Here is a 23,312-nt window from a genome sequence, read left to right as displayed (position 1 = left end):
GGGCTGCGCTATCTTTCCGGGAATCCCTCGGGTGTGGCTGCATGTTCTTGTTGCTATTAGCTTGTTTTATTTCGTGGCCACCTGGGATGGCCTTGGCAATGTAGCAGCAATCCCCGTTGGATCAGCCTCGCTACGGATTCCAGCGCTTCCAGTATTCAAGCGCCACCCGGTAGGTGTTCATCTGCACCTGCACGGTTTCGTCGATGTTGATGCCATAGCCACCCGCCATGGAAAACGCCAGCGGGATGCGGCGCTGCCAGGCCCAGTCGAAGACGCGCCGGTCGCGCGCCTCCAGGCCGTCAAAGCTCAGGGCCAGCCGCCCCAAACGGTCGCCTTCAAAGGGGTCAGCACCGGCCAGAAACAGCACCAGCCCCGGCTCAAAGCGCCGCTCCAGTTCGTCAAGCGCGTGCTCCAGCGCCTGCAGATAGGCTGCATCGCCGCAGCCGTCCGGCAGGTCCACATCGAGGTCGCTGGCTTCTTTTCGAAACGGGAAATTCTTTTGCCCATGCAACGAAAGCGTGAACACGCTGGTGTCCGCGGCAAAGATGCTGGCGGTGCCGTTGCCCTGGTGCACGTCCAGATCAATGATGGCGACCTTCAGCGGCTTGCGCTCGTGGCGGTACAGCCGCGCCCACTCTGCCTGCATGAGCCTGGCGGCCACCGCCGCATCGTTGAAAACGCAGAAGCCGCCGCCTTTGTGCGCATACGAGTGATGCGTGCCTCCGGCCAGGTTGGCTGCAACGCCCTCGCCCCGTTTGCCCCCAGGCCCCATCGCCACGCGGGCCGCTGCAATGGTGGCGCCGGCAGAGCGGCGCGCGCGCTCGGCCATGCCCAGACTCCAGGGAAAGCCGATCTCGCGCTGCGCGGGCGCCGGCAAGGTTCCGTGGGTGATGGCGTCTATATAGGCGGGCGTGTGAACAAGGGCAAGTTCACCATCGGTGGCGGCTGGTGCCTGTGCCATTCGAACGGCCGGCAGTTCGTTGACCAGGCGATCGCGCAACAGCCGGTATTTGGCCATGGGAAAACGGTGCCCAAGCGGCAGCGGCAATACGAAGTTGTCGGCGTAAAAAGCTTGCAAGATGAAAAGCGAAGAAGGGTTTCAATGATTGTGGCCTGAAGGGGCAACAACCGTCATGTAGTACCGAGCGCGGGAAACCATGGATTTTTGGATACTTTTGCACTCTGTTTTCGGAGTACAAATAGGGCTCGACATCTAAAATGGTGCAGTGCAACAAAAACCGCTTGCAATGCCTCGGCCAATGTCTATACTTGGGGTCATGTTGCAGTGCAGCAATTCAGCGCAAAGCAACTATTGACCCGACGACTCATTAACTTATATCTGGAGATTAATTATGCTGACCGCTGAACAAATCATGGCCTCCCACAAAGCCAACATCGAAACCCTGTTTGGTCTGACCCACAAAGCCTTCGAAGGCGTTGAAAAGCTGGTCGAACTGAACGTGCAAGCCACCAAGGCTGCCCTGGCCGAAACCGCCAACCACGCACAAGCCGTGATGGGCGTAAAAGACGCGCAAGAACTGATGGCCCTGCAAGCCGGCCTGGTCCAGCCCCTGGCTGAAAAGACCGCCGCTTACAGCCGTCACCTGTATGACATCGCTTCGGCTGCTGGTGCTGAACTGGGCAAGACCCTGGAAGGCCAAACCGCTGATGCACAGAAGAAGTTTGTCGGCCTGGTCGACAACGCCGCCAAAAACGCACCAGCCGGTTCCGAAACCGCCGTTGCCGTGATGAAGAGCGCTGTTGCTGCCGCGAACAACGCATTCGAATCCATGCAAAAGGCTGTCAAGCAAGCCAGCGAAATGGCTGAAGCCAACTTCAACACCGTGGCTGCATCCGCAGTGAGCGCCACGAAGACCGCCTCCAAGAAGCGTTAATTGTTATTCATTGTTCCCGCACCTTCTGCGGGAACGACCGGAGCCTGATCCCGGAACCTTGCGTAACAGCACGATTCCAGACCCCTTGTCTCCTCGGATCCATTCGAAATTCATTTTCACGGATCCAGTTAAGCCCAATCGCAAGATTGGGCTTTTTTTTGCCTGGCGTATCCATATTTAAGCCATTCAGGCTTTTTGCCCAATACGGACGGGCGCCAGCAGCTATCAAAACAATAGCAACTACCTTGCCATCACCACACCCGCCGCGGCCAGTTTTGCCTTCAGTTGGGGCAACGCGGCCAGCATGGCAGCACGGCCTGAATCGATGGCGCGCTGCCGCGCAGAGAAGTCGGCGCTTTTCAGACCCGTAAGCGACGGACGGACCACGACGTCAGCATCCTTGAGCTCGTACTGGTTGATGCTTTTGCCCATGATGGCAAAAGTCTGCAGCAGGATTTGCAATGTGTCGCCGGCGAGGTTGGCCTCGGGCGGGCTGGAAATGTCGACGGCAATCACGACGTCGGCGCCCATCTGCCTGGCAAAGCGCACAGGCACCGGTGAGACCAGACCGCCGTCCACATACTCGCGGCCGTTGATCTTGACGGGCACGAACACGGCCGGCACTGCACTGGATGCGCGCACCGCTGTGCCGGTATCACCGCGCTGGAACAGCACGGCCTGGCCGCTGTTGAGGTCGGTGGCGACAATCCCCAGCGGAATGGCCATGTTTTCCATCAGCCGGTTGGCCACCAGATCGTTGACATAGCGGGCCAGCGCGTCACCGCGGAACATGCCGCGGCCGATGATCGGCAGCATCCAGTCGGTGATGGCAACTTCCTCCATGTTCAGCGCGGTCTGCTGCAGCTGCGCGCTGGTCTTGCCGCTGGCATACAGCGCCGCCACCAGGCTGCCGGCCGACGTACCGACCACCAGCTGCGGTTTGAGCCCAGCCTCCTCCAGCACGGCGATCACGCCCACGTGGGCAAAGCCGCGTGCGGCGCCCCCGCCCAGCGCCAGGCCGATGCGTGGCGGCTTTCTTGCGGTCTCTACCGGCAGTGGCGCCACGGGTGCGGCCGGACCGGGCGGCGCTGTAGTGCAGCCGGCAAACAGCGATAAAACCGCAGCCAGGCAGATGCCCGCCAGCCAATCCGGCCCTCGTGAAGGCTTGCGCAACGTAGGGGGACTACCAAGAATGATTCTTATTTGCTTTATCATGGCCGGGCTTTAAAAATACCAGTAAGGAAGTGGAAAGTTATGTACAAAAAAGTGGTTCTCTCGTCGCTGCTGTTGCTGGCAGGCTTGGCATCAGCGCAGGAACAGGTGGTCAACTTGTATTCTGCCCGCCATTACCAGACCGACGAAAAGCTCTACAGCGACTTCACCAAAGCGACCGGCATCAAGGTCAACCGCGTGGACGCGGACGACGCCGGCATTTTGGCGCGCCTGAAGGCTGAAGGCGCGGCATCTCCTGCCGACGTGATTTTGCTGGTCGACGCCGCGCGCCTGCACAAGGGCGATGTAGACGGCCTCTTCAAGCCCATCAAATCATCGGCCCTCGAAGCCGCCATCCCGGCCAAGCTGCGCGCCAGGGAAACGGCCGAAGGCACGACCTGGTTCGGCTTTTCGACGCGCGCCCGCGTTGTGGTGTTCGACAAGCTCAAGGTCAAGAAAGCCGACGTGGACACCTACGAAAAGCTGGCCGACCCGAAGAACAAGGGCCTGCTGTGCACCCGCTCGGGCGCCCACCCCTACAACCTGTCGCTCTTCGGCGCAGTGACCGAGCATCTGGGCGAAGCCAAGGCCGAGCAATGGCTCAAGGGCCTGGTGGCGAATATGGCGCGTGATCCCAAGGGCGGCGACAGCGACCAGATCAAGGCCGTGGCCAGCGGTGAATGCGGCATTGCGCTGACCAATACCTACTACCTGGCGCGCATCATGCGTTCCAACGCGCCTGAAGACAAAGTCGTGGCCGACCGCGTCGGCGTGGTCTTCCCCAACCAGGACAGCTGGGGCACGCATGTAAACATCGCCGGCGCTGCCGTTGCCAAAAACGCCAAGAACACGGCCAACGCCGTCAAGTTCATGGAATACCTGGCCAGCCCGAGCGCACAGGAGTACTTTGCCAACGGCAACAACGAATGGGCCGCCGTGCCGGGCCTGGGTGTGAGCAACCCGGCTCTCAAAGCCATGACGCCATCGGGCAACGGCAGCTTCAAATCGGAAACCATCCCGATCAGCGCCGTGGGCAACAACCAGCTCAAAGTGCAGCAGATGCTGGACCGCGTCGGCTACAAGTAAGCCAGCGCCCATCTTTTGCGAAAGCCCGGCCGCCGAAAGGCGCCGGGCTTTTTTCATCGCCGGGCCGCCCCAAGATGAAAAGCGCCCCTCGGGGGCAGCGACCACACGAAGTGAAAGAGCGCGGGGGGTACTTTTCATGCGCCATAATTGACGTTTACGTTAACGTCACATAAAACGTTCACGCAAGCTCTTCAAAATCCCTCCATCTTCATCAAGGAACCACCATGGAAATCGCAGGCAAAGTATTTATCGTCACCGGCGGCGCATCGGGCCTGGGTGAAGGCACGGCACGCATGCTGGTGGCCAACGGCGCCAAAGTCGTCATCGCCGACATGCAGGCCGACAAAGGCGAAGCCATCGCCAAAGAGCTGGGCGAAGGCAAAGCCGCCTTCGTCAAATGCGACGTGAGCCAGGAAGCCGATGGCCAGGCCGTGGTGGCGAAGGCGGTTGCCATGGGTAAACTGATGGGCCTGGTGAACTGCGCCGGCATTGCGCCCGCCGAAAAAACCGTGGGCAAGAACGGCGCGCACAGCCTGGGCGCATTCAGCAAAACCATCACCGTCAATCTGGTGGGCAGCTTCAACATGATCCGCCTGGCGGCCGACGCCATGTGCAAGAACGACCCGGAAGCTACCGGCGAGCGCGGCGTGCTGATCTCTACCGCCTCTGTGGCAGCCTACGACGGCCAGATCGGCCAGGCGGCCTACAGCGCCTCCAAGGGCGGCATCGTCGGCATGACCCTCCCGATCGCCCGCGACCTGGCCCGCAACGGCATCCGCAACATGACCATCGCGCCCGGCATTTTCGGCACACCCATGCTTTTTGGCATGCCGCAGGAAGTGCAGGACTCGCTGGCTGCCGGCGTGCCCTTCCCCTCGCGCTTGGGCACACCGCAAGACTATGCGCGCCTGGCCAAACACATCATTGAAAACGACATGCTCAATGGTGAAGTGATTCGCCTGGACGGCGCGATTCGCCTCGCACCTCGCTAATCTGCGTTAAGCGATTTCAGGTCTCGGGGTGCAGCGCTGCCAGCCGTTCAGTCAGCAGCGCTGAAAGCCGTTCAATCACCTCGTTGACGCGGGCCGGCACATAGCGCCGGCTGGGCACCACCGCATAAAGCGGCGCCGGCTCACCCAGGTGACCCGCAAAGAGGCGTACCAGCTTGCCGCTGGCCAAAGAGGCCATGAGGTCGATCTCGGACTGGTAGACGATGCCCCGCCCCTCCAGCGCCCACTGCAGCGCAATGGATGCGTCGTTACAGGCCAGCGGCCCAGCCACGCGCACCTGAAAAGGCGCGCTGGCCTCTCCCTGCAATTCGAACTGCCACTGATCCTGCCGGCGCTCGCGCACATGGCAGACCAGGCAGTCGTGTTGCGCAAGCTCACAAGGCTCCAGAGGGGTGCCGCGGCGCGCCAGGTAATCGGGGCTGGCACAGGCCACGCGCCGGGCCGGCGCCAGCAGGCGCGCCGAATGAGTCGAATCCATCAGCGGCCCGTTGCGCAGGGCGATATCAATGCCCTCGCGCACCAGGTCCACACGCGCATCGCTGATCTGCAGGTCGATTTCAATACCCGGGTGAGTGTTGGCAAATTCGGCCAGCCAGTAGGCCAACATCTCGCGGGCCAGCATGGCGGTGGCGGTGATGCGGATGCTGCCCGTCAAGCCGAAGGTGCCTGCGCGGACTTTGGCCTGGCCTTCTGACACCAGCTCAAGCGCGCGGCGGGCATGGTCGACCATGACAGCACCCTCGGCCGTGGGCCGCACGGCGCGTGTGGTTCGCTCAAACAGACGTACACCCAGCGAGGTTTCCAGCCGCTTGATCGCCGCACTGACGGCCGCTGTAGACAGCCGGCAGCGCTTGCCCGCTGCTGTAAGGCTGCCAGTTTCCGCCGTAGCCAGCAGCACGCGCAAGGCATCGAGATTGTCAAATTCCATGGAAGAGTGATTTCTCTGAAACGCCATTGTGAGGCGCGGGGCCGCTCGATATATTCAACGGCGCAGGCACAGGGTCCTGCCACAAGCTACAACTACATTCAAGGATATCGCATGAGACACGCCTTCCCGGCGCTGGCAGCCACCACGCTGCTTGCCGCCTGTGCCAGCAGCCCCACCGCATTTAACTACCAGGTCCCCGCCGATGAAGTCGCGCGCGGCACCAAGTACATGCAGCCCGAAGGATCTTCGGGCTTCACCCCCAAGCCCGGCTGGGCCACCAAGACCTTCGCCGTGGCCGCCGCCAATCCGTTGGCCACCGATGCGGGTTACCAGGTGCTCAAGGCCGGCGGTTCCGCCATCGACGCGGCGATTGCCGTGCAAATGGTGCTCACGCTGGTGGAGCCGCAGTCCAGCGGCATAGGTGGCGGCGCATTCCTGCTGCACGCCAACGGCGGCAAGGTCGAGGCCTTTGACGGCCGCGAAACCGCGCCCGCAGCGGTGGACGAAAAGCTGTTCATCGGTGCCGACGGAAAACCCCTGGCGTTTTACGACGGCGTGGTCGGCGGCCGCTCCGTCGGTACGCCCGGCACGGTGCGCATGCTGGAGATGGCCCACAAACAATACGGCCGCCTGCCCTGGGCCCAGCTCTTTGTGCCGGCCATCCAGCTCGCAGAAAACGGCTTCAAGGTCAGCCCGCGGCTCAACACCTTGCTCAAGGGCGAAGTGCACCTGAAGAAAGACGCTACCGCTGCGGCCTACTTCTACAAGGCCGACGGCAGCCCCGTCGATGTGGGCTCCGTCTTGCGCAACCCGGCGCTCGCCGACGTGCTGCGACAGATCGCTGCCAAAGGCTCCAGCGCGCTGCTCGAAGGCAAAGTCGCGCAAGCCATCGTCACCAAAGTGCAGGGCCACGCCACCAACCCCGGCAAGCTGGCCCTGGGCGACCTGGCCGGCTACCAGCCCAAAAAGCGCGACCCGATCTGCTCGGACTACAGCGCGGCCGGCAAGGCCTACCGCCTCTGCGGCATGCCGCCGCCCAGCTCGGGCGCGATTGCGGTCGGCCAAATCCTCGGCATCCTGAACAACACGCCGGCTGCCACGATGGGCCTCGTTAGCGGCACCGGCGGCGTTCCCGGCACAGTGTCGCCCACACCTTCGGCCGATTGGCTGCACCTCTACACCGAGGCTTCGCGCCTGGCCTTTGCCGACCGCGGCCAATACCTGGGCGACCCGGACTTCGTGCAGCCACCCGGCGGCAGCTGGATGAGCCTGGTGGCCCCCGCTTACCTGAGCGAGCGCGCCAAGCTGATCCAGCCCACCGGTCCCAGCATGAAGACCGCCAAGCCGGGTGTTCCGGGCGCCGTCACAACCGCCTACGCACCCATGCCAGACCAGCCCGAGTACGGCACCTCGCACATCAGCATCATCGACGGCTATGGCAACGCCATCGCCATGACCACGACGATTGAAGACCAGTTCGGCTCACGCCTGATGACCGACGGCGGCACCGGCAAAGCCGGCGGTTTTTTGCTGAACAACGAACTCACCGATTTCAGCTTTGCCCCAACAGACGCTGAAGGCAAGCCCGTGGCCAACCGCGTGCAAGCCGGCAAACGCCCGCGCTCGTCGATGGCGCCCACCCTGGTGTTCGACAAGGACTCAGGCCAGCTCATCATGAGCGGCGGCAGCCCCGGCGGCGCGCTCATCATCCACTTCACCGCCAAAACCCTCTACGCCACGCTGAACTGGGGCCTGAACTCCCAGCAGGCGATTGACCTGCCCAACTTCGCCTCACTCAACGGCCCGAGCATCCTGGAAGAAAAGCGCTTTTCGCCGGCGACCGTCGAAGCGCTGCGAAGCCGCGGCGCCGAAGTGCGCGAGCAAACCATGACCAGCGGCCTGCAGGCGATCCAGAAAACACCCGACGGTTTCTTCGGCGGCGCTGACCCGCGGCGTGAAGGGCTGGTGCTCGGCGACTGAACCGGCACACCCTCGTCCAGGCTCACTGCGTGTAGCCTGTTCCCCCCTTGCAGGGGGGGCGGCGCCTGCGGCCCGGCAAAGCCGGTTCCACGGCTGCCCGCTTGTGAAATACCCCACTGCTTGTGCCACTGACTCTTCAAACCAGCATGAGCCACGGGACTGGCTTTGCCAGACCGCAGGCGGGCGGCACCCTCGGGGGGCAGGGAGCTACACGCAGTGAGCGACCGTGGGGGCGATAATTGCTTTATGGCCATCCCCCAATCGTTCATCCAGGAGCTGCTCGCGCGCGCCGACGTGGTGGACATCGTGGGCCGTTATGTGCAGCTCAAAAAGGGCGGCGCCAATTTCATGGGGCTGTGCCCCTTCCATGGCGAAAAATCGCCCTCTTTCAGTGTCAGCCCCTCCAAGCAGTTCTATCACTGCTTTGGCTGCGGCAAGAACGGCAACGCCATCAGCTTCTTGATGGAACACGGCGGCATGACCTTTGTCGAAGCCGTGAAAGATCTGGCCCAGCAATACGGCCTGCAAGTGCCGGAAGACGACGTCTCCCCGCAAGACAGGGCACGCGCCGCCCAGATGCGCGAACAGCAGGCCACACTCACCAGCGTGCTTGAAAAAGCCGGCGTCGCCTACATCAAGGCTCTGCGCAATTCGGAACGTGCTATCGACTACTTCAAGGGCCGCGGCGTCTCGGGTGAAGTCGCCAAGACCTTCGGCCTGGGCTACGCACCTGAAGGCTGGCGCAGTCTGGCCAGTGTCTTTCCCGATTACAACGACCCGCTGCTGGTGGAAAGCGGCCTGGTCATCACCGGCGAGCCCGGCGACGAAAACCAGGCAGGCGAAGCCAAGCGCTATGACCGCTTTCGTGACCGGGTCATGTTCCCGATCCGCAACGTCAAGGGGGAATGTATAGGCTTTGGCGGCCGCGTATTGGGCGATGACAAGCCCAAATACCTCAACTCACCCGAAACCCCGGTCTTCAGCAAGGGGCGCGAGCTTTATGGCCTGTTCGAGGCCCGCACTGCCCTGCGCGAACACGGCTATGCCCTCGTCACAGAAGGCTATATGGACGTGGTGGCTCTGGCGCAGCTGGGGTTTGCCAATGCGGTGGCCACCCTGGGCACCGCCTGCACGGCTGATCACGTGCAAAAGCTGTTCCGCTTCACCGACTCAGTCGTCTTCAGCTTTGACGGCGACGGCGCCGGCCGCCGTGCCGCCCGCAAAGCGCTGGACGCCGCCCTGCCCTTTGCCACCGACGTGCGCACCGTCAAGTTCCTGTTCCTGCCGGCCGAGCACGACCCCGACAGCTACATCCGCGAGCACGGCCAGGAAGGCTTCGCGGCCTATGTCAGCAAGGCCGTGCCGCTCAGCCGCTTCCTGCTGGAAGCCGCCGCCGAGGGCTGCGACCTGGACACCGCCGAGGGCCGCGCCCATATGGCCAGCAATGCCCGCCCGCTGTGGAACCTGATGCCCGACGGCGCATTGAAACGCCAGCTGCTGGCTGAAATTGCCGACAGGGTACTGATTGACAGCCGCGAACTGATGCAGCTTTGGCAACCCGCGACCTCCAAGGGTAACTATAAAAATAATAGCAGCTTGCGCCCGTCCAATAAGGGCCAGAAGCCGGAATCATCCTCAACATCAAGCGCTTCCCAGGACATGTCCGGCCCTGCGGACTATCTTCCGGATTTTCGCGAGGAGTCCGATTACACCTCGTCCGAGCCCTCTGGCAGCTATTTCCCTGCACCGTCAACGCCGGGACGCAGCTTCAGCGCACGGGCCCCGCGCCGCGTGGCTGGCCGTATCCTGCCGGCCAGCCGTGAAGACCGCGTGCTCAGGCTGCTGCTGACCGAGGCCCAGACCTGGGATCGCCTCAGCACTGAAGAGCACCACTTGCTGGTCGAGTTGCCTGAGCCCCACGGCCCGCTTTTCATCTGGCTGGAGAGTCAGCTGCACGAGCACGGGCCCCAGCCGTGGGCCGCGTTGCGCGAAGGGCTGCGCGGCCATCCTCACGAAAGACATGCCACAGCGCAGATCGCACAGATTCCCGAAGGCATCGAAAGTGACTGGGATGAGGTTCGGAGCATCCTGGACCAGCTCCTGCGCCTGCACCGCCAGCGCGAGATGAGCGAGCTGGCCGCCCGGGCCGCCACCGACCCGGCCGCCCGGCAGCGCTACCTGGAACTGGCCGCCAGCCTCAAAACCGCCGCCACCGACCCGGCCCGCTGAGCCCGCCCGGCCCCCGGGAAAATCCCTGTTTCTGGGCCATATAAATCGCCCAAAAAACAGGCAACAGGGTATAATCCGATTTTCGACGGCAAGCGCGACAGCAGCACCTCCGGCCCGGCCACCCTGAAACTTCGGGGAACTCACAGATGAGACGGCCACTTCCCCCAGGAATTTCCGCAAGGACTGCACACCAAATGTTCGCCCAAACAGCTTGCCCGGGAAAATAAGCCGCCATGTGCCTTTGGCATTGCCCGGCCTGTTTTCCGCCCTCTCGTTTTGACTCTGAACTCTTGTCACCGTGCCTGTGCTTTGTACAGGCGCCAAGGCGCATTTTTGTTTACTGGTAGCTGATCGATATTTAAAACAATTCCCGACAACTGGAGGTCCCATGCCTACTGCCAAGCCGAAAAAGCCGAGCACATCCAAGAAGCCGCAAAGTGCGCAGCCCAAAGCTGCCGCCAAGCCCAAAGCCAAGGCAGCGCCCAAAGCTGCGGCCCGGCCCGCAGGCAAGCCTCCAGTCAAAGCAGCAACCAAAGTTGCAGCAAAGCCTGCCGCCAAAAGCGGCAAGGTTGAAAAGCCGGGAAAACACGCCATATCTGTTAAACCCAGCAAACCCAATGCCCTGGTGAGCAAAGCCCCCCTGAAAACCGCGAAATCCGCGATTTCCGATTTGCCCCTGAAGAAAGCCCCCGCCGTGCCGACCAAGTCCAGTCCTGAAGCCAAGCCCCTCGCCGTCTCCGCCGACGTGCCCGTGAAGAAGAAACCCGGCCGCCCGCCCAAGAACCCGGCAGCCGAAGGCAGCGCGCCTGCCACCACCGGCGCCAAGCGCGGCCGCAAGCCGAAGAGCGCTGCCGGCCCGGTCAAGACGGGGGAAGACCTCGACATGTCCGACATTGAAGACGATCTCGTCGGGGAACCCATCGCGGAAACGACCGAGAAGGTCAAACCGCTGCGCATGAAAATCAGCAAGGCGAAGGAACGCGCCCTGATGAAAGAATTCGGCCTGGACGAAACCGTCCTCTCCGAAGAAGACATGCTCAAGCGCCGCCTGCGCCTGAAAACCCTGATCAAGCTCGGTAAAACACGCGGCTACCTCACGCATGGCGAAATCTCCGACCACCTTCCCGACAAGCTGGTCGATGCTGAAACGCTGGAAGTCGTGGTCAACATGCTCAACGACATGGGCGTGGCCGTCTACGAGCAGGCGCCTGACGCTGAAACCTTGCTGCTGAACAACACCGGCCCCACGGTTGCCACTGAAGAAGAAGCCGAAGAAGAAGCCGAAGCCGCGCTGTCCACCGTCGACAGCGAGTTCGGCCGCACCACCGACCCCGTGCGCATGTACATGCGTGAAATGGGCACAGTTGAGCTCTTGACACGTGAAGGCGAAATCGAAATCGCCAAGCGCATCGAGGGCGGCCTCATGAAGATGATGGAAGCCATCTCGGAAAGCCCCGCCACCATCGCAGAAATCATGCGTCTGGGCGAAGAAATCCGCGAAGGCAAGATCGTCATTTCCACCGTGGTCGACGGCTTTTCCAACCCCAATGAAGCCGACGACTATGTGGCCGAAGAAGACTTCGACGAGTTCGACGAAGAGGACGATGACGACGGCAAGGGCGGCTCCAAGGCCCTGACCAAGAAGCTCGAAGAGCTCAAGAAGGAAGCCCTCAGCCGCTTCGACAAGATCGCCACCCTGTTCGAGAAAGTCCACAAGACTTACGACAAGGAAGGCTACGGCACACCCACTTACGTGAAGTCGCAAAAAGCCCTGAGCGACGAGCTGATGACCGTGCGCTTTACCGCCAAGACCATTGAAAAGTTGTGCGACATGCTGCGCGGCCAGGTGCTGGATGTGCGCAAGAAAGAGCGCGAGCTGCGCCGCATCATCGTCGAGAAATGCGGCATGCCGCAGGAAGTCTTCATCAAGGACTTCCCGCCCAACCTGCTCAACCTGAAATGGGTTGAAAAGCAGGTTGCCTCCGGCAAGCCGTGGTCGGTGGTGATGGCGCGTAACGTGCCGCCCATCCAGGAACTGCAAACCAAGCTGGCCGAACTGCAGGCCCGCGTGGTGGTGCCGCTGGCCCAGCTCAAGGACATCAACAAGCGCATGAATGAAGGCGAGTCCAACTCGCGCGACGCGAAGAAAGAAATGATCGAGGCGAACTTGCGCCTGGTGATTTCGATCGCGAAGAAGTACACCAACCGCGGCCTGCAGTTCCTTGACTTGATCCAGGAAGGCAACATCGGCCTGATGAAGGCCGTCGACAAGTTCGAATACCGCCGCGGCTACAAGTTCTCGACCTATGCCACCTGGTGGATTCGCCAGGCGATCACGCGCTCCATCGCCGACCAGGCGCGGACCATCCGCATCCCGGTGCACATGATCGAAACCATCAACAAGATGAACCGCCTGTCACGCCAGCACTTGCAGGAATTCGGCTTTGAGCCGGACGCCAGCATCCTGGCCGCCAAGATGGAAATTCCGGAAGACAAGATCCGCAAGATCATGAAGATCGCCAAAGAGCCGATCTCGATGGAAACGCCGATCGGTGACGATGACGATTCGCACCTGGGCGACTTCATCGAAGACAGCGCCAACACCGCACCGCTGGAAGCCGCGATGCAGGCCGGCCTGCGCGATGTGGTGAAAGACATCCTCGACAGCCTGACGCCGCGCGAAGCCAAGGTGCTGCGCATGCGCTTCGGTATCGAAATGTCGACCGACCACACGCTGGAAGAAGTCGGCAAGCAGTTCGACGTGACGCGCGAACGCATCCGCCAGATCGAAGCCAAGGCGCTGCGCAAGCTCAAGCACCCTTCGCGCTCGGACAAACTGCGCAGCTTTATCGATACGCTGTAAGCAGCTTTTTCCTCAAAGCCTCTTGAGAGCCCGGCCCCGGAAGGTGCCGGGCTTTTTTATGCCCGTTTGAAATTCAAGGTGCCGTCAGCCCTACCTTGCGCACGAACGCATCGAGCGGCACCGACCACATATTGCCACCGTAGGTCAGCAGCGAATGCCCATCATGCCCTGGCACCGGGCCCGTCTGGACGAACTGCGTGTCGCTGCCGCCTGCCCTGAAGGCCTCGTGCCATCCGCGGGGCGCCTCGGCTCCCCAGAACTGGTCGTTCTCGGCGTAGAGCCACAGGTTGGGCACCTTGACCAGCTTGCCGAGTTCACCATAGGTTTTACCCATGTTCTCGGGCTTGCAACTCCTGGCCGGGGAGTCTTCCGGATTACCGCCGGAGCCGCCCGCGAAATTGACGGCGCCGACGACGCCCGGCAGATTGAGCGCCGCGACCAACACCGTCGTCATGCCGCCCACCGACTGCCCTTCGAGAAGCACCTTGTCCTTGCGCACCCAGGGCTGCTGCAGCGCCCATTGGTGCAACGCGACTACTGTCTGGCCCGCGTGGCTGGCCACACGCGTGAAGTCGGCATCGCCGGTGCAAACCTTGCTGCTCCACCGGATGCCTGAGTCCTCCCTGTCGGAGCCCCCGGTATCCCCGTATCCCGGCCGTACCGGGGCAACCACGGCAACACCCTTGCGAAGCCAGTAGTTGGCGTGCCCGACCAGTACCGGGTACTCAAGCTTGGCCCTGTCAACGCGCGACGGCGCCCGCCCATGGGAAAAGATCACCAGCGGAAACGGACCTTCGCCCGCGGGCTTGTAGAGATGGGTGACAACCTCATACTGTTTACCGTCGATCAGCAGAGGCAGTTTCACGATCTGCGGCGGCACGCGTTCGGGCTGCTGCGCCCATGCGGGCATGCCCGCCGCCTGCGCCGCCCACACCATCCCGAATATCCACGCCAGTTTCCACCATCGCATACTCAGCTCCTTGTTTGTTGCCGGAGCATTCTGACATGCGGAGTGCGCTTGCCTAGGAAGTGCTGAAGCGGTAGAGCGTGCGGCCCTGGCGGCTCTGTCCCGGCTCATGCACGGCGGAAGGAAACGTCGGTACATTGGGAGCATTCGGATAACACTGCGGCTCAAAGCAGAGGCTTTGCTGCTGCGCGTACTGCCTGCCGCCCTTGCCCGGCCCGCCGGCCAGCGGCTCGCCTGCCACAAGGCCGGTATAGAACTGCATGGTGGGCTCGGTCGACCAGACTTCCATCGTGCGCCCGCTGTTGGGCGCATTCACGCGGGCACACAGCGCCAGTTCTCCGTCACCAGTTGCTGAGCGGTCAATCTCAAAACAGTCGTCGTACCCGGCGACGAGGCCGATACCGGCCTCGGCTTGCGGGCCGCGCACGCGCTTGTTCAGCACGACCGGCTTGCGCAAATCAAACGGCGTTCCTTCCACCGGCAGCAACCTGCCTGTCGCGATGAGGTCAGGCGCCATCTCGAAATAGCGGCCGGCGCAAATCGTGACCTCGTGCTCCAGCGCATTACGACTTCCCGGGTCTTCGAGATTGAAAAAAGCATGCGTGGTGAAATTGGCTACCGTGGGGGCATCCAGCGCGAGCGCCTCGTAGTCGAGCACCAGCTCGTTCGCCTCGGTCACACTGTAGGTCAGGCGCAGCTCCATCGTGCCCGGAAAACCCTCTTCCCCATCGGCAAACACATAACGCATTTCAACGCTGGAATCGCTGCGCTGCACCGCTTCAAACACCCGAAAACGCGAGCCTTTCATGCCGCCGTGCAGGCAATGTGGGCCGTTGTTGGCGGCCAGCACATGCTCCTTGCCACCCAACGTGAAGCGCGCATGGCCAATACGGCCTGCATAGCGCCCGATGAAGGCACCCACCGAAGGCGCTCCGCCGATCACGCCGTCGATGCTGTCGTAGCCCAGCACCACGTCGCCAAAACGGCCATCGCGGCCCGGCACCAGTACCTGCTCGATCTTTGCGCCGTAGTTTGTCACGCAGACAGTCATGCCTTGATCGTTGCGCAGCGTGAACAACGCGGTGGGCTTGCCGTCGATCTCGCGCACAAACCGCGCGGGATCAAGCAGCATCACGGTATTCAGCTTGCTCACTTGGCAATAATGGTCAGCAGTTCTTCGCGTGTGGTCGGATCGGCCATGTATTTTCCGTACAGCGGCCCCATGCGCCTGACCATGGGCGATGCGTCCCTGACCTTGACGAACTGCGAGCCCTGTTTGGTCGTTGTCTCCAGGGCAGCGGCAACTCGCTTGTTCCACAGTTCGCGCATCAGGATGGCGGACTTTGCACCGGCCTCCGAAAACGCGGCCTTGTCTTCCTTGCTGAGTTTGTCCCATAGCTTGGTCGACACCACCAGGGCCTCCGGCGAGATCACGTGGTTGGTCATGTAGACGTTTTTTGCGACTTTGTAGTGTCCTGTGGACTCATATGAAGGCAGGTTGTTCTCGGCACAATCCACTTTGCCCTGTTCCAGAGCGCCCAGCACATCCTTGAAAGGCAAGGCCACCGGCTTGGCCTCCATGAGTTTCACCATTTCGATATAAACCTCGGACTGTTGCACCCGGATATTCATACCGGCCAGATCCCTGATGTTGCCTACGGGTTTGACGCAGTAAAAAGAACGTCCACCACCGTCGTACCAGCCCAGTACAACGAAGCCAGCGGCCTTCAGGTTGGCGGCAAAACGCTCACCCAGCTTGCCGTCCAGATGGCGAAACATGTGTGCAGAATCAGTGAACAGGAAGGGCAGGTTCAGCACCTTGATGCCCGGCACGGCGTCCGACAGCGGACCGGAACTGAACTCGGCCACATCGATCTCGCCGCTCTTGAGCATCTGAACGGCCTTGGGCTGGTCGCCAAGTGTGCCGCTGTTGAAAAGCTCGATGTTGTAGCGGCCACTGGTGCCCTTGGCCACCTGCTCTACAAAACTCTTCATGGCTTCCGATACCGGATAGCCATCGGGATGAATGTTCCATGCCCGCAGCTTGGTCTGAGCCATGGTAGCGCTCGCGCATAGGGCAAAAGAGAGGCACAAAAGCCCCTTGAATGAAGTCCGCATGTTTTTGTCTCCTGGCGTGGCTAATAACGGCCAGCCTCTGATGGGCCGACTCGTTTCTTTTCAAGATTGAATCCCTTGCTCGATATTCCCACGGATGCGCGCTCACAACCCCAAGATATCAGGCAATATCACCACTAAATCACGCAACGATTTTTCAATCCAGTTTGATGTTTGCTTCTGCAACAACTTTGGCCCAGCGGCTGCGCTCCTGATTGAAAAACACATCCTGCTGTGCCGGTGTCATGGTCACTACCTCGGCACCCTGCCCCGCCAACTTGGCGCGGATGTCCGGGCTGCGGATGATCTTGATGAGCTCTGTGTTGAGGCGATTGATGACGGCTGACGGCGTACCATTGGCCACCAGCAAGCCCTGCCAGGTGCCCGACTCGAAGTTGGCAAGCCCCTGCTCCGCCAGCGTCGGCACATTGCCAATCAGCGGCATGCGCGTGCTCTTGGAGACACCCAGGATCTTCAGCTTCCCGCTTTGCACATGCGGCAAGGTGGCCAGCATGCCGTTCATCAACACCTGGGTCTGGCCGGCGATCGTATCGCTGACGGCCTGCGAACCGCCCTTGTAGGGGATGTACTGCCACTTCGCCTTGCTCGCCCGCTCGACCGCGACACCGGCCAGGTGCGGCGCGCTGCCCATGGCCGTTACCGCAAAGTTCAGGTCGGTCTTGTGCGAGAGCGCTACGAGCTCCTTGAGATTGCTGGCGGGCACCGAGGGATGAACCACCAGCAGGTGCGGCGAGTAGGCCAGCATCGTGACGCCACGCAAGTCCTTGGTCGGGTCGAAACCCAGCTTGGGATAGACCGAAGGGCTGATGGCCAGAGCGCCGGTGTCGCACAGCAGCAGCGTGTAGCCGTCGGGTGCCGACTTGGCCACGATGTCGGCGCCCAGGTTACCGTTGGCGCCGGCCTTGTTGTCCACGATGACCGATTGCTTGAGCGCCTCGGACAGAGGCTGCGCAATGGCGCGCGCGATGATGTCTGAAGAACCGCCGGGTGGGTACGGCACCACCAGGCGTATGGGTTTGGACGGCCATGAAGCCTGCGCGCTCGCAGCGCCAGTCCCCAAAGCCAGTGAAGCAGCAATAAGCTCTCGTCGATTGATCGGCATGTTCGTCTCCGGATGTATGAAAAAGCGGTGTCCTCCACCAGCTGCGCTGTGAGCCTCTGTGGGCTCTTCATGCGGATGAGTTACGCGACTTCGTGGTTGCCCAGAAGTTCAAGCGCGCGCACCAGAGCGGAATGGTCCAGGTCCTGCATGCCGTTGGCCGCGCAGGCCTGCATCAGCTGGGCGGCGCCCGCCGTTTGCGGTAAAGCCAGACCCAGCGTACGTGCACCGCTGAGCGCGAGGTTCAAATCTTTCTGGTGCAAGCCGATACGGAAGCCCGGCGCAAAGGTGCGCTTGATCATGCGTTCGCCATGAACTTCCAGAATGCGCGATGAGGCAAAACCGCCCATCAGCGCCTGGCGCACTTTGGCTGGATCGGCGCCAGCCTTGCTGGCAAACAGCAGGGCTTCGCCCACGGCCGCAATGTTCAGCGCCACGATGATCTGGTTCGCCACCTTGCAGGTCTGGCCGTCGCCGTTGCCGCCCACCAGGGTGATGTTCTTGCCCATCAGTTCGAACAAGGGCTTGACGAGGTCAAACGCCGCCTGCGGGCCGCCCACCATGATGGTCAGGCTCGCAGCCTTGGCGCCGACTTCACCGCCCGACACCGGGGCGTCGAGGTAGTCGCAACCCAGGGCGTTTATTTTCTTGGCGAACTCTTTGGTGTCCATCGGCGAGATCGAGCTCATGTCGACCACTGTCTTGCCCTTGGTCAGCACCGAGGCCACTCCGCCCTCGCCAAACAGCACGTTCTCTACGTCGGGCGTGTCGGGCAACATCAGGAAAATGATGTCCGCCTGCTTTACTACGTCGGCGATGGAGTCGCAGGCCTTACCCTTGCCGGTCAAGAGCGCCGCAGGCACTTTGCTCCGCGTGTTCATGAAAACCTCGTGTCCTGCTGCAATCAGGTGCGCAGCCATCGGCGCGCCCATGATGCCCAGGCCGATAAAACCAAGCTTGCTCATAAAAATGTTCCTTGTTCGTAAAAAATAGCGGTGGCCCCGGCCGCGCGGTCCGGGATGACAGAAAAATCAGGCGAGGTATTTGTCGCGCAGGGCCTGCGTGGCGCCACGGAACACGCCGAGATCGCTGCCGACGCCGACAAAAGTTGCGCCCATCTCCATGTAGCGGCGTGCGTCGGCTTCCACCGGCGCCAGGATGCCGACCGGCTTGCCGTGCGCCTTGGCGGCGGCAAAAATTTTCACCATGGCGGCCTGCACCTCCGGGTGCCCGGCATTGCCGAGGTGGCCCAGTCCGGCGGCCAGGTCGGACGGGCCGACAAACATGCAGTCGACACCCGGGGTGGCGGCGATCTCGTCAGCAGCCGCCGTGCCGGCGATGCTTTCGATCTGCACCATCACGCAGATGTGGTCGTTGATGGACTTGAGGTAGTCCGGCACCGTGCCGTACTTGTTGCTGCGCTGGGATACCGAGACACCTCGAATGCCCTGGGGCGGATAACGCGTGGCGGCGACAGCGCTGGCGGCCTGCTCGGCGGTTTCGACAAAGGGAATCAGGAAGTTGTAGAAGCCGGCATCGAGCAGGCGCTTGAGCTCTACTGAGTTGTTTGAGGTCGGGCGCACCACCGGCGCGCTGCGGCTGTCTTTCAGGGCCATCAGTTGCGGGATGTAGGTGGCCATGTCGTTGGGCGAATGTTCACCATCAAGCAGGATCCAGTCGAAGCCGGCCACGCCCAGCACCTCGGTGGTGATGGCATTGGACAGCGAGGACCAGCAGCCGATCAGTTTTTTGCCGGCCAGCAGGTCGCGCTTGAAGCTGTTGGGAAAACTTTGATAAGGGGTTGCTTGTGTCATGAGTTAACTCTCTTTTTATCGATGGTCTCTGTTGATCAGGTAGGCAGTGAATCTTTGAATCTATACGTCAATGCATCAGTGCATCAGGTAATGGGCGCCGGGTTGAATAACACCAGGGCGTTGTGCAGCTTCCAGTGTTCGGCCCAGGTTTTCTTGCGTCCGCTGGCAACGTCCAGCATGAACTGGAACAACTCCCAGCCCACGTCTTCAATGGTGGCGTCTCCGTCGGCAATGCGGCCGGCGTTGATGTCCATCAGGTCGTGCCAGCGCCGGGCCAGGTCGCTTCGCGTGGCCACCTTGATGACCGGCACTTCGGCCAGGCCGTAGGGCGTGCCGCGGCCGGTGGTAAACACATGGATGTTGATACCCGCGGCCAGCTGCAGCGTGCCGCAGATGAAGTCGCTGGCGGGGGTGGCGGCGTAGATCAGGCCTTTTTGCTTCACTTTTTCGCCGGGGGCCAATACACCGCTGATTGGCGCGGAGCCTGACTTGACGATGGAGCCCATGGCCTTTTCCACGATATTGGAGAGGCCGCCTTTTTTGTTGCCCGGCGTAGTGTTGGCGCTGCGGTCGACCTGCCCTTTTTTGAGGTACGCGTCATACCAGGCCATCTCGCGGATCATCGCAGCGGCCACTTCAGGGCTGCTGGCCCGCGACGTCAGCTGGTCAATACCGTCGCGCACTTCAGTGGTCTCGGAAAACATCACTGTGGCCCCGGCACGCACCAGCAGGTCTGTCGCGAAGCCCACCGCAGGGTTAGCTGTCACGCCAGAGAATGCATCGCTGCCACCGCACTGCACGCCCACCACCAGCTCGCTGGCGGGCACCGTTTCGCGGCGTCGCGCATTCAGGCGTTCGAGATGTTGCAGTGCCATGTCCATGACCGAATCAATCATGGACATGAAACCGACATGGTTCTCGGACTGCAGGCATACCACATCCAGCGCGGCTTCCGCATTCGTGCCCACATCGGCCACGTTGCGTTCGTCCACGATCTGGATGGTGCCCGGCGGCAGCAAACGTTCAGGCTGCAGCTTCTCGCAGCCCAGGCTGACCACCATGACTTCACCGCCGAAGTTGGGGTTCAGGCTGATGTTGCGCAGCGTGCGGATCGGGATGATGGCGTCCGGCGCGTCGATGGCCACGCCGCAGCCGTAGGTGTGCTCCAGCCCCACCACATCATCGACATTGGGAAAGCGGGGCAACAACTCTGCCTTGATGCGCTTGACGGCGAAGTCCACCACGCCGGCCACGCACTGCACCGTGGTGGTGATGGCCAGGATGTTGCGGCTGCCGACCGATCCGTCCGGGTTGCGGTAGCCCTCAAAGGTGTAACCCTCCAGCGCGGGCTGGGGGGCCGGCCGCACGGTGGCGATGGGGAGCGCGTCCAGCGTGCGCGCGTCGGGCATCTCCAGCAGGCGTTCGTGCACCCAGCTGCCGGCGGGAATATCTTTCAATGCGTAGCCGATGGGCACGTTGTAACGCAGCACTGCCGCGCCCTTGGACAAGTCGACCAGCGCCACCTTGTGGCCCTGCGGAACGCGTTCGATCAGCGTCAACCCATCGGCAAACACTGCGCCCGCTGGCAGGCCGCCGTCGTTGGCAACAATGGCGACGTTGTCCGCACCGTGCATGCGGATAAAAAGAGGGTTGACGTTGGTGGGTTCCATCAGAAGTCGACGATTTCCACCCAGTTCGGGTTCTTGCCCGCAGGCTGGCTCACCCCGGCGGCAGGCACACCCGTGGCCGCATCGATCGGATGCAGCGACACGGCATGGGAGTCCTGGCCGGTAGAAATAAGGAACTTGCCGCTCGAGTCCACCGCAAAGCCGCGGGGCGTTTTCTCAGTGGGCGTTGTGCCGGCTGTTTGCAGCAGGCCGGTGGCAGGGTCTATTTTGAATGTGGTCAACGTGCTGGAAGTACGCTCCGATCCATATAGATACCGTCCGTCGGCGGACAGCTGGAGGTCTGCCGCCCATGGCTTGCCCGTAAAACCAGCCGGCATGACAGTGCTTCGCTGCAGATGGCGCATGGCGCCCTTGCCAGCGTCGTATGCAAACACATCCACACCGCCGTCCAGTTCGTTAAGCAGGTAGACATGCGTCTGGGCCTTGTTCCACAGGAAGTGCCGCGGGCCGGTTTTGGCCGGCGACACATTCACCAGCGCCGGATCGTTGGCGCTCAGCTGGCCGGTCTTGGGGTCGAAGCGCCAGCTCGACAGGTTGTCGCCGCCTAGGCTGGTGGCAAATACATAACGGCCCGCGGGGTCCTGGTGAATGGCGTGGGCGTTGGGCGAAGTCGGAACGATCTGCTGGACGGGCCCGACAAGGCCGTCGGCACCCACGCTGTTCACCGTGATCTTGTTGCCGCCATAGGAGGCGGCAAAGAGCCAGCGGCCAGAGGCGTCCAGGTCGATGTTGGCCATGCTGTCGGCCAATGATGCCTCGCCGAGTTTCTTCAGCCCGCCATTGGCGCCGTCGATGGCAAAGGTGACAACGCGAAACGGCTGCGAGCGCAGGGCCACGTACAGGAATTTTTTGTCCTTGCTGACCACCATGGGCATGGCGGTGCCGCCCACAGGAACCCTCGCCACCGGCCTGAGGGCGCTTGCGGCGCGGTCCAGCTGAAACACCGATATCTCCTGGCTGTCGGCGTTGGCGACGTACACCCAAGTGGCCGCGCTGCTGCCGCCGACGGCAGCCATGGCCGCGACGAAAACAGCGGGAATCAGGGTCTGGCGAACTGAAATTCCTGTGGTCATGAATGTCTCCGTTTTTATGCTGAACTTTTTACTTGCCGATGTTCATGTAAAGGCTGGGCAGCCACGTAGAGAACGCGGGTATGAAGGTCACCAGCGCGAGTGCGAAGATCAGCGCGCCGTAGAACGGCCAGATCGTTCGCATCACGGTGCCCACGGAAACTCCGCCAATCGCACACCCCACAAACTGCGTGGTGCCCACCGGCGGTGTGTTCAGACCCAGGGCGCAGTTGATCAGCAGCACAATGCCGAACTGCACCGAAGTCATGCCGTATTGCTGGGCGATCGGCAGGAAGATGGGCGTGCACAGCAAGATGGTGGCGGCCATGTCCAGAAAGGTGCCCAGCACAAACAGGATGATGTTGATCAGCAGGAACACCACCCACGGCGTCGTGGTAATTTGCGACAGCATCTCGCCGGTCAGTTGAGCAACGCCGTAAAGGCTGATGAGGTAGCCGAATGTGGCCGAAATGCCGATGAGCAGCAGGATCACGCCGGTCGTTTTGACGGCTTTGGTCGCTGCCTTGATGAAATGCTCCCACTTCAGTGTGCGGTACACAAAAATCGTCAGCGCCAGCGCATACAGCACAGCAACCGCCGCAGATTCCGTCGCGGTGAAAACCCCCGACAAAATGCCGCCCAGGATGAGCACCACGATGAAGAGACCTGGAAGCGCCGCCGCCAGTGAGCGGGCCACGATGGACCAGCCTGGGAAAGTGCCCGCGGGATAGCCGCGCTTGACGGCCACCAGATAGGCTGCCGCCAAATTACAGATCGTCAGGATCGCGGCCGGGACAAGCGCAGCCAGGATCAGTGCGGCAATCGATACCTTGCCGCCGGCGGCCAGTGAGTAAATGATCAGGTTGTGGCTGGTCGGCATGAGCGCCCCCACCAAAGCCGCATGAGTCGTCACGTTGACCGCATAGTCGGCGTGGTAACCCTCTTTTTTCATCATCGGAATCATCACCGCACCCATGGCGGACACGTCCGCAACAGGTGAGCCGGACACGCCGCCAAACAAGGTGCAGGCCACCACGTTCGACATGCCCAGGCCGCCGCGCACGTGGCCGACCAGATTGCGTGCCAGGTTGACGATGCGGTCGGCAATGCCGCCGTAGAGCATCAACTCGCCGGCAAAGATAAAAAATGGAATCGCGAGGAACGAGAAAATACTCATCCCCGAGGTCATCTGCTGGAAGCCCACCGCCAGCGGCAAGCCTTCATAGAGCAGCGTTGAAAGCGCCGCCAGGCCGATGGCAAAAGCCACCGGAACACCCAGCAACAGAAACAGCGTGAAGGAAAGGGAAAGGATTAGGAGAGCAACGGTCATGATTT

At 61.8% G+C, this 23,312-nt stretch carries 18 protein-coding genes; 6 read left to right on the top strand and 12 right to left on the bottom strand.

The genetic code is table 11. From position 1 onward, the window contains the following. Positions 1-130: 130 nt before the first annotated feature. Positions 131-1,078, bottom strand: a complete 948-nt coding sequence (locus AC1DYQ_RS11170) for a histone deacetylase family protein (RefSeq protein WP_477686849.1) — start codon at positions 1,076-1,078, stop codon at positions 131-133. A gap of 271 nt (positions 1,079-1,349) precedes the next feature. Here AC1DYQ_RS11170 and AC1DYQ_RS11165 point away from each other — a divergent pair, with 271 nt between their 5' ends. Beyond that, complete coding sequence (locus tag AC1DYQ_RS11165) at positions 1,350-1,895, top strand: phasin family protein (protein WP_457279775.1); 546 nt, start codon at positions 1,350-1,352, stop codon at positions 1,893-1,895. A gap of 240 nt (positions 1,896-2,135) precedes the next feature. On the opposite strand, the gene AC1DYQ_RS11160 is transcribed toward AC1DYQ_RS11165, so the two are convergent. Further along, positions 2,136-3,029 carry a patatin-like phospholipase family protein gene (locus tag AC1DYQ_RS11160; RefSeq protein WP_477686919.1) on the bottom strand — a complete coding sequence of 298 codons (894 nt, stop codon included), beginning with the start codon at positions 3,027-3,029 and terminating at the stop codon, positions 2,136-2,138. A gap of 120 nt (positions 3,030-3,149) precedes the next feature. On the opposite strand from AC1DYQ_RS11160, the gene AC1DYQ_RS11155 reads away from it, so the two are divergent. Together AC1DYQ_RS11155 and AC1DYQ_RS11150 are read left to right on the top strand one after the other, a co-directional pair. Further along, a complete protein-coding gene (locus AC1DYQ_RS11155) occupies positions 3,150-4,193 on the top strand; it encodes an extracellular solute-binding protein (protein WP_477686848.1) in 1,044 nt (347 codons plus the stop codon). A 224-nt stretch (positions 4,194-4,417) separates the two neighbouring features. Next, a complete protein-coding gene (locus AC1DYQ_RS11150) occupies positions 4,418-5,185 on the top strand; it encodes a 3-hydroxyacyl-CoA dehydrogenase (RefSeq protein ID WP_477686847.1) in 768 nt (255 codons plus the stop codon). A 16-nt stretch (positions 5,186-5,201) separates the two neighbouring features. Here AC1DYQ_RS11150 and AC1DYQ_RS11145 read toward each other — a convergent pair whose 3' ends face one another. Beyond that, entirely contained in the window at positions 5,202-6,131 is a 930-nt protein-coding gene (locus tag AC1DYQ_RS11145) for a LysR family transcriptional regulator (RefSeq protein ID WP_477686846.1), read from the bottom strand. Between the two features lie 111 nt (positions 6,132-6,242). Between AC1DYQ_RS11145 and AC1DYQ_RS11140 the strand changes: the two genes are divergently transcribed. The 3 genes from AC1DYQ_RS11140 to rpoD all read left to right on the top strand — a co-directional run bounded on the left by AC1DYQ_RS11140 (position 6,243) and on the right by rpoD (position 13,203). After that, positions 6,243-8,111 carry a gamma-glutamyltransferase family protein gene (locus AC1DYQ_RS11140; RefSeq protein WP_477686845.1) on the top strand — a complete coding sequence of 623 codons (1,869 nt, stop codon included), beginning with the start codon at positions 6,243-6,245 and terminating at the stop codon, positions 8,109-8,111. A 246-nt stretch (positions 8,112-8,357) separates the two neighbouring features. Further along, the gene (gene dnaG, locus AC1DYQ_RS11135; RefSeq protein ID WP_477686844.1) at positions 8,358-10,340 is read left to right on the top strand and encodes a DNA primase; all 1,983 of its coding nucleotides are present in this window, start codon (positions 8,358-8,360) and stop codon (positions 10,338-10,340) included. Positions 10,341-10,728: 388 nt separating this feature from the next. Beyond that, positions 10,729-13,203: an RNA polymerase sigma factor RpoD gene (gene rpoD, locus AC1DYQ_RS11130; RefSeq protein WP_477686843.1), complete on the top strand. Its 2,475-nt coding sequence runs from the start codon at positions 10,729-10,731 to the stop codon at positions 13,201-13,203. Positions 13,204-13,276: 73 nt separating this feature from the next. Here the strand turns inward: rpoD and AC1DYQ_RS11125 are convergent, their stop codons facing one another. From AC1DYQ_RS11125 to AC1DYQ_RS11085, 9 genes are all read right to left on the bottom strand, one after another. Next, a complete protein-coding gene (locus tag AC1DYQ_RS11125; RefSeq protein WP_477686842.1) occupies positions 13,277-14,173 on the bottom strand; it encodes a dienelactone hydrolase family protein in 897 nt (298 codons plus the stop codon). A 52-nt stretch (positions 14,174-14,225) separates the two neighbouring features. After that, complete coding sequence (locus tag AC1DYQ_RS11120) at positions 14,226-15,323, bottom strand: aldose epimerase family protein (protein ID WP_477686841.1); 1,098 nt, start codon at positions 15,321-15,323, stop codon at positions 14,226-14,228. Continuing rightward, a complete protein-coding gene (locus AC1DYQ_RS11115) occupies positions 15,320-16,288 on the bottom strand; it encodes a TRAP transporter substrate-binding protein (protein WP_477686840.1) in 969 nt (322 codons plus the stop codon). Before AC1DYQ_RS11115 ends, AC1DYQ_RS11120 begins: the two co-directional genes overlap by 4 nt. A gap of 154 nt (positions 16,289-16,442) precedes the next feature. Next, complete coding sequence (locus AC1DYQ_RS11110; protein WP_477686839.1) at positions 16,443-17,408, bottom strand: Bug family tripartite tricarboxylate transporter substrate binding protein; 966 nt, start codon at positions 17,406-17,408, stop codon at positions 16,443-16,445. 80 nt (positions 17,409-17,488) lie between these two features. Continuing rightward, entirely contained in the window at positions 17,489-18,370 is an 882-nt protein-coding gene (gene glxR, locus AC1DYQ_RS11105; RefSeq protein WP_477686838.1) for a 2-hydroxy-3-oxopropionate reductase, read from the bottom strand. Between the two features lie 66 nt (positions 18,371-18,436). After that, positions 18,437-19,219 (bottom strand): 2-dehydro-3-deoxyglucarate aldolase, encoded by a 783-nt coding sequence (garL, locus tag AC1DYQ_RS11100; protein WP_477686837.1) that lies wholly within the window; start codon positions 19,217-19,219, stop codon positions 18,437-18,439. Between the two features lie 83 nt (positions 19,220-19,302). Next, entirely contained in the window at positions 19,303-20,889 is a 1,587-nt protein-coding gene (garD, locus tag AC1DYQ_RS11095; protein ID WP_477686836.1) for a galactarate dehydratase, read from the bottom strand. After that, positions 20,889-21,980, bottom strand: coding sequence for a lactonase family protein (locus AC1DYQ_RS11090; protein WP_477686835.1), 1,092 nt, complete (start codon positions 21,978-21,980; stop codon positions 20,889-20,891). Before AC1DYQ_RS11090 ends, garD begins: the two co-directional genes overlap by 1 nt. Positions 21,981-22,008: 28 nt before the next feature. After that, positions 22,009-23,307: a TRAP transporter large permease gene (locus AC1DYQ_RS11085; protein WP_477686834.1), complete on the bottom strand. Its 1,299-nt coding sequence runs from the start codon at positions 23,305-23,307 to the stop codon at positions 22,009-22,011. Between the last annotated feature and the right edge of the window lie 5 nt (positions 23,308-23,312).

It is taken from the genome of Polaromonas sp. P1_F4 (assembly GCF_056405675.1).
The sequence above is the reverse complement of the archived record's forward strand: the minus strand, read 5'-3'. Positions and strand labels throughout refer to the sequence as shown.

Bases quoted from the DNA above. Each gene is read 5' to 3' on its own strand.
- rpoD (WP_477686843.1), top strand. From the start codon at position 10,729: ATGCCTACTGCCAAGCCGAAAAAGCCGAGCACATCCAAGAAGCCGCAA.
- AC1DYQ_RS11110 (WP_477686839.1), bottom strand. From the start codon at position 17,408: ATGCCGATCAATCGACGAGAGCTTATTGCTGCTTCACTGGCTTTGGGG.
- garL (WP_477686837.1), bottom strand. From the start codon at position 19,219: ATGACACAAGCAACCCCTTATCAAAGTTTTCCCAACAGCTTCAAGCGC.
- glxR (WP_477686838.1), bottom strand. From the start codon at position 18,370: ATGAGCAAGCTTGGTTTTATCGGCCTGGGCATCATGGGCGCGCCGATG.
- AC1DYQ_RS11115 (WP_477686840.1), bottom strand. From the start codon at position 16,288: ATGCGGACTTCATTCAAGGGGCTTTTGTGCCTCTCTTTTGCCCTATGC.
- AC1DYQ_RS11125 (WP_477686842.1), bottom strand. From the start codon at position 14,173: ATGCGATGGTGGAAACTGGCGTGGATATTCGGGATGGTGTGGGCGGCG.
- AC1DYQ_RS11155 (WP_477686848.1), top strand. From the start codon at position 3,150: ATGTACAAAAAAGTGGTTCTCTCGTCGCTGCTGTTGCTGGCAGGCTTG.
- AC1DYQ_RS11085 (WP_477686834.1), bottom strand. From the start codon at position 23,307: ATGACCGTTGCTCTCCTAATCCTTTCCCTTTCCTTCACGCTGTTTCTG.
- AC1DYQ_RS11150 (WP_477686847.1), top strand. From the start codon at position 4,418: ATGGAAATCGCAGGCAAAGTATTTATCGTCACCGGCGGCGCATCGGGC.
- dnaG (WP_477686844.1), top strand. From the start codon at position 8,358: ATGGCCATCCCCCAATCGTTCATCCAGGAGCTGCTCGCGCGCGCCGAC.
- AC1DYQ_RS11090 (WP_477686835.1), bottom strand. From the start codon at position 21,980: ATGACCACAGGAATTTCAGTTCGCCAGACCCTGATTCCCGCTGTTTTC.
- AC1DYQ_RS11140 (WP_477686845.1), top strand. From the start codon at position 6,243: ATGAGACACGCCTTCCCGGCGCTGGCAGCCACCACGCTGCTTGCCGCC.
- AC1DYQ_RS11145 (WP_477686846.1), bottom strand. From the start codon at position 6,131: ATGGAATTTGACAATCTCGATGCCTTGCGCGTGCTGCTGGCTACGGCG.
- garD (WP_477686836.1), bottom strand. From the start codon at position 20,889: ATGGAACCCACCAACGTCAACCCTCTTTTTATCCGCATGCACGGTGCG.